Source organism: Pseudomonas sp. 21615526 (assembly GCF_013386245.1).
Taxonomy (GTDB): domain Bacteria; phylum Pseudomonadota; class Gammaproteobacteria; order Pseudomonadales; family Pseudomonadaceae; genus Aquipseudomonas.
The window spans coordinates 75547-92026 of the sequence record NZ_JACAOM010000069.1; the positions used below are offsets into that span (position 1 = coordinate 75547).

16 protein-coding genes are annotated in these 16480 nt (G+C 60.9%); 14 read left to right on the forward strand and 2 right to left on the reverse strand.

Translation table 11 applies throughout. The features are described 5' to 3' along the window. Nucleotides 1–107: 107 nt before the first annotated feature. Nucleotides 108–1094, forward strand: a complete 987-nt coding sequence (locus HX786_RS19885; RefSeq protein ID WP_178912498.1) for an XdhC family protein — start codon at nucleotides 108–110, stop codon at nucleotides 1092–1094. Next, nucleotides 1091–1678: an NTP transferase domain-containing protein gene (locus HX786_RS19890; protein WP_178912499.1), complete on the forward strand. Its 588-nt coding sequence runs from the start codon at nucleotides 1091–1093 to the stop codon at nucleotides 1676–1678. The genes HX786_RS19885 and HX786_RS19890 overlap by 4 nt, the downstream gene beginning before the upstream one ends. A 67-nt stretch (nucleotides 1679–1745) precedes the next feature. On the opposite strand, the gene rne is transcribed toward HX786_RS19890, so the two are convergent. Next, nucleotides 1746–5000, reverse strand: a complete 3255-nt coding sequence (gene rne, locus HX786_RS19895) for a ribonuclease E (RefSeq protein ID WP_177019563.1) — start codon at nucleotides 4998–5000, stop codon at nucleotides 1746–1748. Nucleotides 5001–5747: 747 nt separating this feature from the next. On the opposite strand from rne, the gene rluC reads away from it, so the two are divergent. From rluC to HX786_RS19910, 3 genes are read left to right on the forward strand one after another with little or no spacing between them, the layout of a single operon-like run. Beyond that, nucleotides 5748–6707, forward strand: coding sequence for a 23S rRNA pseudouridine(955/2504/2580) synthase RluC (gene rluC, locus HX786_RS19900; RefSeq protein WP_178912500.1), 960 nt, complete (start codon nucleotides 5748–5750; stop codon nucleotides 6705–6707). Then, the gene (locus tag HX786_RS19905) at nucleotides 6694–7356 is read left to right on the forward strand and encodes an HAD-IA family hydrolase (protein ID WP_004371323.1); all 663 of its coding nucleotides are present in this window, start codon (nucleotides 6694–6696) and stop codon (nucleotides 7354–7356) included. Before rluC ends, HX786_RS19905 begins: the two co-directional genes overlap by 14 nt. 21 nt (nucleotides 7357–7377) lie before the next feature. Continuing rightward, a complete protein-coding gene (locus HX786_RS19910; protein WP_004371321.1) occupies nucleotides 7378–8370 on the forward strand; it encodes a S49 family peptidase in 993 nt (330 codons plus the stop codon). A gap of 129 nt (nucleotides 8371–8499) precedes the next feature. Here the strand turns inward: HX786_RS19910 and HX786_RS19915 are convergent, their stop codons facing one another. Beyond that, the gene (locus tag HX786_RS19915) at nucleotides 8500–9078 is read right to left on the reverse strand and encodes a nucleoside triphosphate pyrophosphatase (protein WP_004371319.1); all 579 of its coding nucleotides are present in this window, start codon (nucleotides 9076–9078) and stop codon (nucleotides 8500–8502) included. A 105-nt stretch (nucleotides 9079–9183) separates the two neighbouring features. Here HX786_RS19915 and HX786_RS19920 point away from each other — a divergent pair, with 105 nt between their 5' ends. The 9 genes from HX786_RS19920 to mltG all read left to right on the forward strand — a co-directional run bounded on the left by HX786_RS19920 (nucleotide 9184) and on the right by mltG (nucleotide 16480). After that, on the forward strand, nucleotides 9184–9711 hold the full coding sequence (locus tag HX786_RS19920) for a YceD family protein (RefSeq protein ID WP_004371317.1): 528 nt from the start codon (nucleotides 9184–9186) through the stop codon (nucleotides 9709–9711). Between the two features lie 13 nt (nucleotides 9712–9724). After that, nucleotides 9725–9907: a 50S ribosomal protein L32 gene (gene rpmF, locus HX786_RS19925; protein WP_004371305.1), complete on the forward strand. Its 183-nt coding sequence runs from the start codon at nucleotides 9725–9727 to the stop codon at nucleotides 9905–9907. Between the two features lie 4 nt (nucleotides 9908–9911). Next, nucleotides 9912–10922, forward strand: a complete 1011-nt coding sequence (plsX, locus tag HX786_RS19930; RefSeq protein WP_080673274.1) for a phosphate acyltransferase PlsX — start codon at nucleotides 9912–9914, stop codon at nucleotides 10920–10922. 126 nt (nucleotides 10923–11048) lie between these two features. Continuing rightward, nucleotides 11049–11987, forward strand: coding sequence for an ACP S-malonyltransferase (fabD, locus tag HX786_RS19935; RefSeq protein ID WP_023659248.1), 939 nt, complete (start codon nucleotides 11049–11051; stop codon nucleotides 11985–11987). 30 nt (nucleotides 11988–12017) lie between these two features. Then, entirely contained in the window at nucleotides 12018–12761 is a 744-nt protein-coding gene (gene fabG, locus HX786_RS19940) for a 3-oxoacyl-ACP reductase FabG (RefSeq protein WP_004371297.1), read from the forward strand. Between the two features lie 192 nt (nucleotides 12762–12953). Further along, the gene (acpP, locus tag HX786_RS19945; protein WP_004371293.1) at nucleotides 12954–13190 is read left to right on the forward strand and encodes an acyl carrier protein; all 237 of its coding nucleotides are present in this window, start codon (nucleotides 12954–12956) and stop codon (nucleotides 13188–13190) included. Nucleotides 13191–13300: 110 nt separating this feature from the next. After that, nucleotides 13301–14545, forward strand: a complete 1245-nt coding sequence (gene fabF / locus HX786_RS19950) for a beta-ketoacyl-ACP synthase II (RefSeq protein ID WP_004371291.1) — start codon at nucleotides 13301–13303, stop codon at nucleotides 14543–14545. Next, entirely contained in the window at nucleotides 14545–15360 is an 816-nt protein-coding gene (pabC, locus tag HX786_RS19955) for an aminodeoxychorismate lyase (RefSeq protein WP_177066999.1), read from the forward strand. The genes fabF and pabC overlap by 1 nt, the downstream gene beginning before the upstream one ends. Nucleotide 15361: 1 nt before the next feature. Continuing rightward, the gene (gene mltG, locus HX786_RS19960; RefSeq protein WP_177027693.1) at nucleotides 15362–16480 is read left to right on the forward strand and encodes an endolytic transglycosylase MltG; all 1119 of its coding nucleotides are present in this window, start codon (nucleotides 15362–15364) and stop codon (nucleotides 16478–16480) included.

Genomic DNA, 16480 nt, shown 5'->3' on the forward strand with positions numbered 1-16480 from the left:
TTTTTTATTGTCGCTGAGTTAACTTAGCTGACTACCGATATTTTTTATCATCTCATAGATGCTGTTTATCAAAACCAGCTACGTGTTTGGCAGGAGGCGAAGGCCTGATGGACAGTGTTGATCTGAATGTGTTGCGCAGCGTGCTGGAATGGCGCCGCGCCGGGCAGCGGGTGGTGCTCTACAGCGTGGTCCAGACCTGGGGCAGTGCGCCGCGTCCGCCGGGGGCCATGCTGGCCTTGCGCGGCGACGGCGTGGTAATTGGCTCGGTGTCTGGTGGCTGTATCGAGGACGACTTGATCGCCCGTTTGCAGGATGGTCGGTTGCCTGAAGACGGGCCGCCGGTGCAGCTTGTCACCTACGGCGTCACCCGGGACGAAGCGGCGCGTTTTGGTCTGCCGTGTGGCGGCACCTTGCGTCTGACCGAAGAGCGGGTGGGTGATCCAGGTTGGGTCGCTGAACTGCTGGCGCGCTGCGAAGCCCACGAGATTGTCGCCCGTGAGTTGGACCTGGCCACGGGGGAAGTGGTGTTGAGCGGTGCGAGCAAGACCGATGTGGTCAGCTTCGACGGCGAGCGTTTGCGGGCGATTTATGGCCCGCGCTGGCGCCTGCTGCTGATCGGCGCCGGCCAGCTGTCACGCTATGTGGCGGAAATGGCCCGACTGCTGGATTTCGAAGTGCTGATCTGCGACCCGCGCCAGGAGTTTGTCTACGGCTGGGAAGAACAGCACGGGCGCTTTGTGCCGGGCATGCCCGATGAAGCCGTGCTGAATATCCAGACCGATGAACGCACCGCTATTGTCGCGCTCACCCATGACCCGCGTCTGGATGACATGGCGCTGCTGACGGCCCTCAATTCCAACGCGTTCTACATAGGCGCCCTGGGATCGCGGGTCAACAGCCAGAAGCGCCGGGAAAACCTCGCGGCACTGGGGCTCAGTGCGGACGCCATTGCGCGGCTGCATGGGCCGATTGGCCTGCATATCGGCAGCCATACGCCGGCGGAAATCGCCTTGTCGTTGATGGCGGAAATCGTCGCCATCAAGAACGGGATCGATCTGCTGCAGAAAAAGCCGTTGCAGGCAGCGGTCAGTTGACGGGCATCGCCGTAATCATCCTGGCGGCGGGGCAGGGCAGTCGTTTTCGGGCTGAGGCGGGTGCCGATCAGGACAAGTTGCTGGCGCCCTGCGTGGGCCGGGATGGCATCAAGCGGTCGGTGATCGAGCAGGTATTGGTGAATCTGCCGCCTGTGGCTACGAGACGTTGGCTGGTGACGTCACCGGATCGCACCGAAGTGATTCGGTTGGCTAAGGTGCACGGTTGCGAAGTATTGCTTTTGCGCTCGCCGGGCATGGGTGACAGCATCGCCGCAGCGGTGGCGGCCAGTGGGCCGTCGGCTGGTTGGCTGGTGGTGTTGGGGGATATGCCGTTTATCCTGCCGGCAAGTATCGAGCAAGTGATGGCAGGCCTGGAGGAAGACGGTATCAGCGCCCCGGTGCATGCAGGTCAGTACGGGCACCCCGTGGGGTTTGGCCGTTCATTCGGTCCGGCCTTGATCGCGCTGACCGGAGACCGTGGGGCAAAACCGTTATTTGCCAAGGCTTCGGTGCAGGAAGTCGTAGTCGATGATCCCGGTGTGTTGTGGGACGTCGATGTGCCAGGGTTGTTGGACTACCGCTAACTGATGTAACGGGCATAAAAAAGCCCCGCCTGATCACTCAGGCGGGGCTTTTTAGTGGCCGATGGAATCAGACGAGGGGTTTAGGCTCGTGCTCTTCTTCCAGGGCCTTAGGGTGGTGCTCTACCACTTCCTCGACGGAACGTACGTTCTCGTCGATGGCAGGGGCAGTGTGCTCAACCACGGCTTCGGTGACCGGAGCAGGGGTTGCTTGGGCAACTTCAGCGACGGCAGGAGCAGCTTCGGCAGCGGCCTTGGCAGCAGCGGCGGCCGCTTCAGCTTCCTTGCGACGACGACGCACTTCACGCGGGTCGTTCGGCGCACGGCCGTTTTCGGTCAGGGCGCTGGCCGGAGCGGCTTCAACCACCGGGGCTGCCACTTCGGCAACCACTGGCGCTTCAACCACTGGCGCAGGCTCGGCAACAACGGCAACAGGTTCAGCAGCGACCACCACTTCAGCGACTGGCGCTGGAGCTTCTTCGACCACTGGCGCAGGCGCTGGAGCTTCGACCGCTTCAACCACCGGGGCAGGTTCGGCAGCCCACTGGAAGGCGGTCTGTTCTTCGCGAACTTCACGCACTTCAGGGGTTGGCTCGGCTACCGGTGCTTCAACGGCAGCTTCAACCACGGGCGGTTGTTCAACAACCACGGCAGGCTCGGCAACCACGTCGACTTCAGGCTGAGGCTCGCGAACTTCGCGAACTTCACGAACGTGACGAGCCGGCGCTACTTCCACTTCCGGAACAACCGGGGCTTCGACCGGGGTCGTTGCTTCAACCACTGGCGCTTCGACGGCTGGCGTCTCTACAACAGTGTTTTCCTGGATGGCAGCGGTGGCTGCTTCAGCTTGCTCGTTGGCCTGGGCTTCAGCAGGTGCGCTGATGACTGAGCTGGCGACAGCAGCGGTAACGGCCAGGCCGGCAGCCAGTTCGGCGCCAGTCGGTTCGCCGGTAGCGGCTGCGTTGGCTTCGCCGGTCTCTTCCGAACCTTCGATTTCGTTGCCGTTGGCATCACGTTGACGCTCACGACGGTTGCTGCGACGACGCTGGCCACGGGAGCGGCGGCGTGGACGATCGCCTTCGGCGTTGTCCTGGCCGTCTTCCTGTTGCTGGTCTTCGTTGGACAGCAGCTCTTCTTCTTCACCGGCTGGAGCCGCTTGCTCGGCACGTGGTTGACGCTCTTCACGAGGAGGGCGTGGCGCACGTTCTTCACGCGGCTGACGAGCTGGACGCTCTTCAGCAGTGGCAGCGGTGGCAGCAGCAGCGGCTACGGCTGGAGCGGCATCCAGCGGCTCGCGCAGTTCACGCACGCGTTCTTCACGCTCGCCACGTGGCTTGCGGTCTTCACGTGGAGCGCGTGGAGCACGCGGTGCACGTTCTTCGCGTGGTGCACGCTCTTCACGGGCCACGGTTGGTGTTTCTTCACGGGCTTCGCGCGGTTGGCGCTCTTCACGTGGGGCGCGTTCTTCGCGGGGTGCACGTTCTTCACGAGGCTTGCGCTCTTCGTCACGGCGACCGTTGCGATTGCGGCTCTGCTGGCGACCGTTGCGACGCTCTTCATTGCGTGCAGGGCGTTCAGTCACAGGCTTCTCGACCACAACTGGAGCCACTGGCTCTTCCTTGGTGGCGAACAGGCTGACCAGCGACTTCACCAGGCCTTTGAACAGGCTTGGCTCAGGCAGGGCAGCTGGTGCGGCAACCGGCGCGGCAGCTTCGACCGGAACCGGTGCGTTGGCACGGGCTGGCGCGGTCTTCACGGCGGCTTCCTGGCGAACCAGGGTGCGGGTCGCAGCGGCTGGCTGGACTTCTTCCACTTCGGCAGCGGCAGCAGCGATTTCGTAGCTGGACTGGTTGACGTGGGCTTCCGGGCTGTCATCACGCAGGCGCTGCACTTCGAAGTGCGGCGTCTCGAGGTGATCGTTCGGCAGGATGACGATGCGGGCACGGGTGCGCAGTTCGATCTTGGTGATCGAGTTGCGTTTTTCGTTGAGCAGGAACGCAGCGACCGGGATCGGCACCTGGGCGCGCACTTCGGCAGTGCGGTCTTTCAGGGCTTCTTCTTCGATCAGGCGCAGGATCGCCAGCGACAGCGATTCAACGTCACGGATGATGCCGGTGCCGTTGCAACGCGGGCAGACGATGCCGCTGCTTTCACCCAGGGATGGACGCAGGCGCTGACGGGACATTTCCAGCAGGCCGAAGCGCGAGATGCGGCCGACCTGTACGCGGGCACGGTCAGCTTCCAGGCATTCGCGGACTTTCTCTTCCACGGCGCGCTGGTTCTTGGCCGGGGTCATGTCGATGAAGTCGATCACGATCAGGCCGCCGATGTCACGCAGGCGCAGCTGGCGGGCGATTTCTTCAGCCGCTTCCAGGTTGGTCTGCAGGGCGGTTTCTTCGATGTCGCTACCCTTGGTGGCACGCGCCGAGTTGATGTCGATGGACACCAGGGCTTCGGTCGGGTCGATCACGATGGAGCCGCCGGAAGGCAGTTCGACGACGCGCTGGAAAGCGGTTTCGATCTGGCTTTCGATCTGGAAACGGTTGAACAGCGGAACGCTGTCTTCGTACAGCTTGATCTTGCTGGCGTACTGCGGCATCACCTGGCGGATGAAGGTCAGGGCTTCGTCCTGGGCTTCGACGCTGTCGATCAGCACTTCGCCGATGTCCTGGCGCAGGTAATCGCGGATGGCGCGGATGATCACGTTGCTTTCCTGGTAGATCAGGAATGGCGCGGAACGATCCAGGGACGCTTCCTTGATAGCGGTCCACAGTTGCAGCAGGTAGTCGAGGTCCCACTGCATTTCTTCGCTGCTGCGGCCCAGGCCGGCAGTGCGCACGATCAGGCCCATGTCGGCCGGAGCGATCAAGCCGTTCAGCGCTTCACGCAGTTCGTTGCGCTCTTCGCCTTCGATGCGACGGGAGATACCGCCGGCACGCGGGTTGTTCGGCATCAGGACCAGATAACGGCCAGCCAGGCTGATGAAGGTGGTCAGGGCGGCGCCCTTATTGCCACGTTCTTCTTTTTCTACCTGAACGATGACTTCCTGGCCTTCGCTCAGGACGTCCTTGATGTTCACGCGGCCTTCAGGGGATTTCTTGAAGTATTCGCGGGAGATTTCTTTGAGGGGCAGGAAGCCATGGCGCTCGGAGCCGAAATCGACAAAGGCAGCCTCAAGGCTTGGTTCGATGCGAGTAATCCGGCCTTTATAGATGTTGGCCTTCTTTTGCTCGCGTGCACCGGACTCGATGTCCAGGTCGTAGAGGCGTTGGCCGTCTACCAGTGCAACACGCAACTCTTCGGGTTGAGTTGCGTTAATCAGCATTCTTTTCATGTTGTACCGTCGGTTTCCGGGCTGCCGGAAACGGCGTTCGGCACACACGACTTCTCACGGTCGGTGTCAGGTGCGTCAAGAGTGGTTGGCCACTCCAGTGTCCAGCAATACCCGCCAAAATGGGCGGTATCGCGACGTACGCTTCCTGCTTGCTGTGGTGACTTAAGCACTCAGTCAGGAGGAGGAATCAACCGGCGACTGTGGACGAGATGAAGCGTCTAAATATAAGCCTAGTGCTACACAGTCCGACGGTTGTGCATCTCCACCCTACACGTATCCCTGATAATTCGGGTGCTGCCGCGCGCAGAATCCGCAGCGGGTTGGCATTTACCGTGTTCTCCAATGGGGAGTCCACGCTCATGGCTAAACAAGACCGGGTGTGGGCGATTGTGCTCTCACTCAGCTCGTAACAGGCGTTGTTTCCGAAGCATTCGCCGTGGTCTGGCTCCAGACTGACTGCACTTTGTGAACTGGCCGTAAATATCGGCGCAAAAGGCGAGTAATCACTCTGCTTTTTGCACTCGCTTCAGGCCTCATGTCACCTGCGCTTGTTACAATCTCGAGCCTTCCAGGGTGGCGAAAGCCCCGTAGGACGGCCTCGCGTCCTGATGAATTGCGATGGTCAGGGCCGGCAGTTTGCCGCTAGTCCTCTGTCCAGGCCGCTTTTGGCGGCGTTCGCGACTATAGCAGCAATGATTAAGTGCTTCAATTCCATAAAAAATTGTTATCATCGCCGCCATGACGACTACCGCCCCCCAGACCCCCAGCGTCCAGCTGCTCGAGGTCTCGCCGGAATATGCCGGCCAACGCATCGACAACTTTCTTCTTGCCAGGCTCAAAGGCGTGCCCAAGACCTTGATTTACCGCATTTTGCGTAAAGGCGAAGTGCGCGTGAACAAGGGCCGGATCAAGCCCGAGTACAAGCTGCAGGCGGGCGACATCGTCCGCGTGCCGCCGGTGCGGGTGCCTGAGCGTGACGAACCGGTCCCACTGGCCCAGGGCCTGTTGCAGCGCCTTGAAGCGTCGATTGTCTTCGAAGACAAGGCACTGATCGTGATCAACAAGCCGTGTGGCATCGCGGTCCACGGTGGCAGCGGCCTCAACTACGGGGTGATCGAAGCCTTTCGTCAGTTGCGCCCGGATGCCAAGGAGCTGGAGCTGGTCCACCGTCTGGACCGTGACACCTCCGGCCTGTTGATGATCGCCAAGAAACGCAGCATGTTGCGCCACCTGCATGCCGCCCTGCGCGGTGATGGCGTGGACAAGCGCTACATGGCGCTGGTGCGTGGCAACTGGGCCACCTCGATCAAGAGCGTGCGCGCGCCGTTGCAGAAGAGCAACCTGCGTTCCGGCGAGCGCATGGTCGAGGTGGACGAGGAGGGCAAGGAGGCGCTGACCCTGTTCAAGGTGCTGCGCCGCTTTGGTGACTTTGCCACCATGGTCGAGGCCAAGCCGGTCACTGGCCGTACCCACCAAATTCGTGTGCACACCCTGCATGCGGGGCACTGCATTGCCGGCGATATCAAATACGGCGATGAAGATTTCTCCAAGGAAATCCGCGACCTGGGTGGCAAACGCCTGTTCCTGCACGCCTACATGCTGACCGTGCCGCTGCCCGATGGTGGCGAATTGAAGCTGCAAGCGCCTGTCGATGAAATGTGGGCCAAGACCGTGGAGCGCCTGAGTGTCGCACCCTGACTACAAGCTGTTGATCTTTGACTGGGATGGCACGTTGTGTAATTCCATTGGTCGGATTGTCGAGTCGATGCACGCTGCGTCGACCCGTTCCGGTTATGCGCTGTGCGACGACCTGGCGGTCAAGGGCATTATTGGCCTGGGCCTGCCGGAAGCGATCCGCACCCTGTACCCGGAGATTGGTGATGACGAGCTGATAGCGTTTCGTCAGCACTACGCCGATCACTACATGGCGCTCGACGCCCAGCCTTCGCCGCTGTTTGAAGGCGTGGCGCAGGCCATGGAAGCATTTCGCGCCGACGGTTATCACCTTGCGGTCGCGACCGGCAAGGCCCGTCGCGGCCTGGACCGGGTGCTCAAGGCCCATGGCTGGGAAGATTATTTCGACGCCACCCGTGCGGCGGATGAAACCGCCAGCAAGCCCCACCCTCTGATGCTCGAGCAGATCCTCGCTCAATGTGGCGTGTCGCCTCGGCAGGCGTTGATGGTGGGTGATGCGTCGTTCGACCTGATGATGGCGCGTAATGCTGGCATGGACTCCGTGGCGGTCAGCTACGGCGCCCAATCTGCCCAGGCGTTGCAGGCCTACGAGCCGCGCCTGACAATTGACCGTTTTTCTGAATTGCAGGCCTGGCTCAGCCGGGCCCATTAAGTCTTCGCTGGGGTAGATGGCATGACCGATGAGTGGAAAGCGCCTGAGAAGGCCAATGCCGATAACAATGGCGATGACAGAAGCTGGAAGTTGCTGGAGAAGACGCTGCTGGCCAGTGTCCAGGAGCAGCGTCGCTCCCGGCGTTGGGGGATCTTTTTCAAGCTTCTGACCTTTATTTATCTGTTGGGCATGCTGGTGCTGTTCAGTCCGCTGATGGACATGGAGAAGAGCGCCACCCGAAGCGGTCATTACACGGCGTTGATCGAAGTGCGCGGAGTGATTGCCGACAAGGAGTCTGCCAGTGCAGACAACATCGTCAGCAGCCTGCGGGCGGCCTTCGAGGACTCCAAGGTCAAGGCTGTGATCCTGCGCATCAACAGCCCGGGCGGCAGTCCGGTGCAATCGGGTTACGTGTACGACGAGATTCGTCGCCTGCGCGCCTTGCACCCGGACATCAAGCTGTATGCAGTGATTTCCGACCTGGGTGCCTCGGGTGCCTATTACATCGCCAGTGCCGCCGACCAGATCTACGCCGACAAGGCCAGTCTGGTGGGTTCGATTGGTGTGACGGCGGCCGGTTATGGCTTTGTCGGCACCATGGAGAAGCTCGGGGTTGAGCGTCGTACCTACACGTCGGGTGAGCACAAGTCGTTCCTGGACCCGTTCCAGCCGCAAAAGGCGGATGAAACCCAGTTCTGGCAGGGTGTGCTGGATACCACTCATCGGCAGTTCATCGCCAGTGTGAAGCAGGGGCGCGGTGACCGGCTCAAGGATAAGGAGCATCCGGAGCTGTTCTCCGGTCTGGTCTGGTCTGGCGAGCAAGCGCTGCCATTGGGCTTGATCGATGGCCTGGGCAGTGCCAGTTCGGTGGCGCGGGACGTGATTGGCGAGAAAGAACTGGTGGACTTCACTGTTCAGGAATCGCCGTTTGACCGTTTCTCCAAGAAGCTGGGTGCCAGCGTGGCTGAGAAGCTGGCGCTATACATGGGCTTCCAGGGTCCGACTCTGCGCTGAGAGCTTGAGCGCGACATGGCTCGAAATGTGGGAGCTGGCTTGCCTGCGATAGCATCACCTCGGTGCAACTGATGTACCGAGGTGTCTGCATCGCAGGCAAGCCAGCTCCCACATCTGTTTGTGGTGTCCTTAGGGGATTTGCACGCCCTCGGCCAGCAACATGTCCACCAGTCGGATCAGCGGCAGTCCGACCAGGCTGGTGGCGTCTGGCCCTTCGGTGCTTTGAAACAGGCTCACCCCCAGGCCTTCGGCCTTGAAGCTGCCAGCGCAGTCGTAGGGTTGCTCGATGCGCAGGTAGCGTTCGATGCGTGCGGCGTCCAGCGTGCGCATGTGTACGGTGAAGGGGATGCAGTCGACCTGGCAATGGCCGGTGGCGCTGTTCAGTACAGCCAGGCCGGTGAGGAAGCTGACTCGCTTGCCGCTGGCCGCCAGCAGTTGCTCACGGGCTTTCTCGAAGGTGTGGGGCTTGCCGATGATCTGGCCGTCGAGCGCGGCGACCTGGTCCGAGCCGATGATCAGGTGGCCCGGATGGCTGTCAGCCAGGGCGCGGGCCTTTTCCTCGGCCAGGCGCTTGACCAGCTCCACGGCGGACTCGTCCGGGCGGTGGCTTTCGTCGATATCCGGCGAACTGCAGATGAACGGCAGGTGCAGGCGGTTCAACAATTCCCGGCGATAAACCGAGCTGGAAGCGAGTAATAAAGGCAGCATGGGCGTCTCCTCAAGGCAGTCGCGGATTCTAGCGGGGAGGCCCGGTGACGGACAGGGCTGAATTTCCTTTGACATGGCCGGGTGCATCCCTATAATGCTGCGCCTATGTTGAATGACCCGATTCCACCTCACGTTGACCCGCGCAAATTGGCTGATCGTGGCACCACCCTTCAAGGTGAGCTGCTCCTGGCCGATTTGGAGAGACTCTGCGACCCGCTTTCCGACACTGTCGGTACGGTGCAGGCTAAATTCGTTTTTGAACGAGATGAACGTAAGTCTGTGGTAATCCACAGCTTTATCGACACCGAAGTCAAAATGGTTTGCCAGCGTTGTCTTGAGCTGGTCACCCTGCCGATCCACAGCGAATGCAGTTATGCTGTGGTGAAAGAGGGTGCGAATACCCAGTCGTTGCCGAAAGGTTATGACGTGCTGGAACTGGGCGAAGATCCTTTGGATCTGCAGTCACTGATCGAGGAGGAGCTTTTGCTCGCCTTGCCCATTGTGCCTGCTCATCATCCGGAAGAATGCCAGCAGCCGGCGGGTCTCGATGAGCCCGAACCGAGCGAGGACGAGGTAACGCGGTCCAACCCGTTCAGTGTATTGGCGCAGTTAAAGCGTGACCCAAACGTTTAGGAGTTAATCAATTATGGCTGTTCAGCAGAACAAAAAATCCCGCTCTGCCCGTGACATGCGTCGTTCGCACGACGCCCTGACGGCAAGCACTCTGTCTGTAGAAAAAACCACCGGTGAAGTTCACCTGCGTCACCACGTATCGCCAGAAGGCGTATACCGTGGCCGTAAAGTGATCGACAAGGGCGCTGACGAGTAATCACTTGTCTGCTCAAGTCATCGCGATTGACGCAATGGGCGGGGACTTCGGTCCCCGCAGCATTGTTCAGGCCTGCATTGCTTGCCTGTCTGCCACGCCCTCGCTGCACCTGACCCTCGTCGGTCAACCCTCCTTACTTGAAGAACTGATTGCCAGTCATCCGGCGGTGGATCGCGCGCGCCTGACTATTACACCGGCCAGCGAAACCATCACCATGGATGAAAAGCCTGCGCAGGCCTTGCGCGGCAAGCCTGATTCTTCGATGCGGGTGGCGCTTGAGCTGGTACGCGACGGTAAGGCCCAGGCCTGTGTCAGTGCCGGCAATACCGGGGCGTTGATGGCGTTGTCCCGGCATGTGCTGAAAACCCTGCCGGGCATTGACCGGCCGGCGATGGTTGCGGCTATTCCGACCCAGCAGGGCTATTGCCAGTTGCTGGACCTGGGGGCGAACGTCGATTGCAGTGCCGAGCATCTGCTGCACTTTGCCCTGATGGGCTCGGTGGCGGCCGAAGCGCTGGGCGTGGCCCGGCCTCGGGTGGCGCTGCTGAATATCGGCACCGAAGACATCAAGGGCAACCAGCAGGTCAAGCTGGCGGCGACGCTGTTGCAAAGCGCGCGAGGCCTGAACTACATCGGCTTTGTCGAGGGTGACGGTCTGTACCGCGGCGAAGCCGACGTGGTGGTGTGCGACGGTTTTGTCGGCAATATCCTGCTCAAGTCCAGCGAGGGCCTGGCGACGATGATTGCTGCGCGCATTGAGGCCTTGTTCAAGCGCAACCTGGCGTCACGCCTGGTGGGCGCCCTGGCGCTGCCCTTGATGCGGCGCTTGCAGGCTGACCTGGCTCCGGCGCGGCACAATGGTGCGAGTTTCCTCGGGTTGCAGGGCATCGTGGTGAAAAGTCATGGTTCGGCGGGGGTGCAGGGTTTTCAAAGTGCCATCCAGCGCGCCTTGATCGAGATCCAGGAAAACCTGCCGCAACGCTTGCACGGCCGCCTTGAGGATCTGTTGCCTTAGGCGAATCGGGCCGGAAATGCTTAAATGTGACCGGCCAGTTCAATTGACCATCCAATCTGTCAGTTTCTTGCGCTCCCACGTGTGGGGCGCCAATTTCCGACGACCAGATCATTAGGGGCTTGTTACATGTCTACATCCCTCGCATTCGTCTTTCCAGGGCAGGGTTCGCAGTCCCTCGGCATGTTGGCCGAGCTGGGCGCGGAACATCAGTTGGTCCTGGACACTTTCAAGGAAGCCTCCGATGCCTTGGGTTACGACCTGTGGGCACTGACCCAGCAAGGGCCGGAAGAGCTGCTCAATCAAACCGACAAGACCCAACCCGCCATCCTCACCGCCTCCATCGCCCTGTGGCGCCTGTGGCTGGCTGAAGGCGGCGCACGTCCGGCCTACGTTGCCGGTCATAGCCTGGGCGAATACAGCGCCCTGGTGGCTGCTGGCAGCCTGACCCTCGGTGAAGCGGTCAAGCTGGTGGAGCGTCGTGGCCAGTTGATGCAGGAAGCGGTTCCTGCCGGGCAGGGCGGCATGGCTGCCATTCTCGGCCTGGAAGATGCTGACGTGATTGCTGCCTGCGCCGAAGCGGCCCAGGGCGAAGTGGTCAGCGCCGTGAACTTCAACTCCCCTGGCCAGGTGGTGATCGCCGGCGCCAAGGCGGCGGTAGAGCGCGCCATCGAAGGCTGCAAGGCCCGTGGCGCCAAGCGTGCGTTGCCGTTGCCGGTCAGCGTGCCGTCCCATTGCGAACTGATGCGCCCGGCTGCCGAGCGTTTCGCCGAGTCGATCGCTGCGATCAACTGGCAGGCGCCGCAGATTCCGTTGGTGCAGAACGTCAGTGCCGCCGTGGCCTCTGACCTGGAAACCCTCAAGCGCGATCTGCTGGAGCAGCTGTACAAGCCGGTTCGCTGGGTTGAGTCGGTGCAGACCCTGGCCGCCAACGGCGCCACCCAATTGGTAGAGTGCGGCCCGGGCAAAGTCCTCGCCGGCCTGAACAAGCGTTGCGCCGAAGGCGTGTCGACTTCCAACCTCAATACCCCGGATGCCTTCGCTGCCGCTCGCGCAGCCCTGGCCTGACGTTAATTTCCGAACCTAGGAGAAGCCTGCATGAGTCTGCAAGGTAAAGTTGCACTGGTCACCGGCGCAAGCCGTGGCATTGGCCAGGCGATCGCCCTGGAGCTGGGCCGTCTGGGCGCTGTGGTCATCGGTACCGCAACCTCCGCCGCCGGCGCTGAACGTATTGCCGCGACGCTGAAGGAAAACGGCGTCCAGGGCACCGGTCTTGAGCTTAACGTGACCAGCGATGAGTCCGTGGCGGCCGTATTGGCTGAAATCACGGCGCAATTCGGTGCACCGGCTATTCTGGTGAACAATGCCGGTATTACCCGCGATAACCTGATGATGCGTATGAAAGACGACGAGTGGCATGACGTCGTTGATACCAACCTGAACAGTCTGTTTCGCCTGTCCAAGGGTGTTTTGCGCGGCATGACCAAGGCTCGTTGGGGTCGAATTATCAATATTGGCTCTGTTGTGGGTGCCATGGGCAACGCAGGCCAAGTAAACTACGCAGCCGCCAAGGCCGGTCTGGAAGGTTTCAGCCGTGCATTGGCGCGTGAAGTAGGCTCGCGGTCGATTACGGTCAACTCGGTGGCCCCAGGGTTCATCGACACCGATATGACCCGCGAATTGCCTGAAGCGCAGCGTGAAGCGTTGCTGACGCAGATTCCGCTGGGCCGTCTGGGCCAGGCTCAAGAGATCGCGAATGTGGTCGCTTTCCTGGCATCCGACGGTGCGGCATACGTGACTGGGGCTACAATCCCGGTGAACGGCGGGATGTACATGAGTTAAATTGTGACGGATCGCTTCAAAAAAATGTCATACGAGCTGTCTAAAATCCGTTATAAAGCTGCAATCTATTTATAGGCAGATGGCCAATAGGGTACGAGGGTGAAGCTTTCAGTTGAAAAGCTGAAAAGTCTTTCTATACACTTACCCACTGGCCAGCTGCCTGAATTTGTCCATTAGGAGTGAAAACAAGGTATGAGCACCATCGAAGAGCGCGTCAAGAAAATCGTTGCCGAGCAACTGGGCGTTAAAGAAGAAGAAGTGACCAACAGCGCTTCCTTCGTTGAAGACCTGGGTGCCGACTCCCTTGACACCGTTGAGCTGGTGATGGCTCTGGAAGAGGAATTCGAGACCGAAATCCCGGACGAAGAAGCTGAAAAAATCACTACCGTTCAAGCTGCTATCGACTACGTTACTAGCCACCAGGCGTAATAGTTTGTAATCGTCGCTTGCTGTGATGGAAAAACCGCACTGCCCTATGGCGTGCGGTTTTTTCCTTTAAGCCTGATGCAAAGTGTCGTCATTAGAAAAAGGAGAGTGCTGTGTCGCGTAGACGCGTCGTAGTCACCGGTATGGGTATGTTGTCGCCACTGGGTACGGATGTGCCGAGCAGTTGGCAGGGCATTCTGGCTGGCCGCAGTGGTATTGGTCTGATCGAACACACGGACCTTTCTGCCTATTCCACCCGTTTTGGCGGCTCGGTAAAGGACTTCAATGTCGAGGAATATCTCTCGGTCAAAGAGTCCCGCAAACTCGACCTGTTCATTCAATACGGCCTGGCAGCCGGTTTTCAGGCGGTGCGTAATGCCGGCCTGGAAGTCACCGACGCCAACCGTGAGCGCATCGGCGTGGCCATGGGTTCGGGTATTGGCGGTCTGACCAATATCGAAGAAACCAGCCGCACCCTGCATGAGTCCGGCCCTCGCAGAATTTCACCGTTCTTCGTGCCTGGCTCGATCATCAACATGATTTCCGGTTTCCTGTCCATCCACTTGGGTGCCCAGGGGCCTAACTACGCCATTTCCACGGCGTGCACCACGGGCACTCACTGCATCGGCATGGCGGCGCGCAATATCGCCTATGACGAGGCCGACGTGATGATCGCTGGCGGTGCCGAGATGGCCGCCTGCGGTTTGGGCATGGGCGGCTTCGGCGCGTCCCGTGCGTTGTCGACCCGCAATGACGAGCCGACCCGTGCCAGCCGTCCGTGGGACAAGGGCCGTGACGGTTTTGTTCTGGCCGACGGTGCCGGTGCGCTGGTACTCGAAGAGCTGGAGCACGCGAAGGCCCGTGGCGCAACCATCTACGCCGAGCTGATTGGTTTCGGCATGAGCGGTGATGCGTACCACATGACCTCGCCTCCGTCGGATGGCGCGGGTGCTGCACGCTGCATCACCAATGCGTTGCGTGATGCCAAGGTCAACGTTGACCAGGTGCAGTACATCAATGCCCATGGCACTTCGACCCCGACCGGCGACCTGGCGGAAGCCGAGGCCATCAAGTCGGTGTTCGGCGAGCACGCCTACAAGCTGGCGGTCAGTTCCACCAAGTCCATGACCGGTCACCTGTTGGGTGCGGCGGGCGCGGTCGAGGCAATCTTCAGCGTGCTGGCCATCAAGGATCAGGTCGCTCCGCCGACCATCAACCTCGATGAACCGGATGAGGGCTGCGACCTGAACTTCGTGCCTCACGAGCCGCAGAAGATGCCGATCGACGTGGTGCTGTCCAACTCGTTCGGTTTTGGTGGTACCAACGGTTCCCTGGTGTTCCGCCGGTTCGCCGAGTGATGGAGAGCTGGGTCGACGGTCAGCCGGCGGGCGCAGTGCCCCTGAAAGACCGTGGCCTGGCATACGGTGATGGGCTGTTCGAGACCATTGCCGTCAAGGCCGGGCAGCCCGTGCTGCTTGACCGCCACCTGCAGCGCCTTGAAGAAGGTTGCAGGCGGTTGGCGATTGTTGCGGATCAACCCCTGATCCGCAGCGAATTGCTGGCCTACGCCGCTGCCCTCGGTGACGGTGTACTCAAGTTGATCCTGACCCGTGGCGACAGCCAGCGCGGTTATGGCATCAGTGCTGGCGCTCCCGCGCGGCGCATTCTGCAAGGCAGTCCACCTGCCACTTATCCCCCGGAACATGCAGCGTCAGGCATTCGCCTGTTTGCGTGTACCACGCGTTTGTCCGAGCAACCGTTGCTTGCCGGCCTCAAGCACCTCAATCGCCTGGAACAGGTATTCGCCCGCGCCGAGTGGCAGGATGCCGATCACGCCGAAGGTTTGATGCTGGATATGTCCGGTCGAGTCATCGAAGGCGTGTTCAGCAACCTGTTCCTGGTGTGTGACGGCGTGTTGCTGACCGCTGATCTGAAACGCTGCGGCGTCGCCGGCGTCATGCGGGCCGAGCTGTTGGCCCAGGCGCAGGCGTTGGGCATCCCGACAAGCGTGGCCGATATCAGCCTTGAGCAGCTGCAACAGGCCGATGAAGTCTTGGTGTGCAACAGCGTATATGGCATTTGGCCGGTGCGCGGATGTGCTGCGATGAGCTGGCCGGTTGGGCCGCTCACCCGTAAACTGCAGGGCATTGTTCGCGCACTATTGGATATTTGATTTGAGACGTAAATTTGTATTGTTGCTGGAGATCGGTCTGGTCCTGGCGGGTTTGCTGCTGGGCGCTTCGGCCTGGAAGCTGAACTCGGCCCTTGAACAGCCCTTGAATCTGACCCAGGAGCAATTGCTGGACGTACCGGCTGGCGCGACGCCCACCGGCACCTTCAATCGCCTGGAAAATGACGGCGTGCTCAAGGATGCGTTCTGGTTGCGTCTCTACTGGCGCTTCAACCTCGACGGCCAGCCGCTGCACAGCGGCGAATACCGCATGACCCCGGGCCTCACCGCCGAGGGCCTGATCGGCCTGTGGCAGCGTGGCGAAGTGGTGCAGTACAGCATTACGCTGGTGGAAGGCTGGAACTTCCGCCAGGTGCGCGCGGCCCTGGCCAAGCATGAAAAGATCGAGCAGACCCTGTCCGGCCTGAGTGACAGCGAGGTGATGGAAAAACTCGGTCACCCGGGCGTATTTCCTGAAGGGCGCTTCTTCCCGGACACCTACCGCTTCGTGCGTGGCATGAGCGACGTTGAACTACTGAAAAAATCCTACAACCGTCTGGACGATGTCCTCGCCCAGGAGTGGAGCAAGCGTGCGGCCGATGCGCCGTACACCGACCCCTATCAAGCGCTGATCATGGCCTCGCTGGTGGAGAAAGAAACCGGCGTGCCGGAAGAGCGCGGCCAGATCGCCGGGGTATTCGTGCGGCGCATGCAGATCGGCATGCTGCTGCAAACCGACCCGACGGTGATCTACGGCCTCGGCGAGCGCTACACCGGCAAGTTGACCCGCGCGCACCTCAAGGAAGCCACGCCCTACAACACCTACGTGATCGCCGGCCTGCCGCCGACGCCGATCGCCATGGTCGGGCGGGAGGCGATTCATGCTGCGCTGAACCCGGTGGCGGGCAGCAGCCTGTATTTCGTTGCCCGCGGCGATGGCAGCCATATTTTCTCGGATAACCTGGATGCGCATAACGCAGCAGTGCGTGAGTTCCAGATGAAGCGTCGCGCCGATTACCGTTCCAGCCCGGCGCCGGCGGCAAAGCCTGCGGACGCGCCGGTGGATACGCCCGCCGAGCCGGCTCCGGCACCCGACGACGCCGCGCCGCAAAGCCCGCAATGA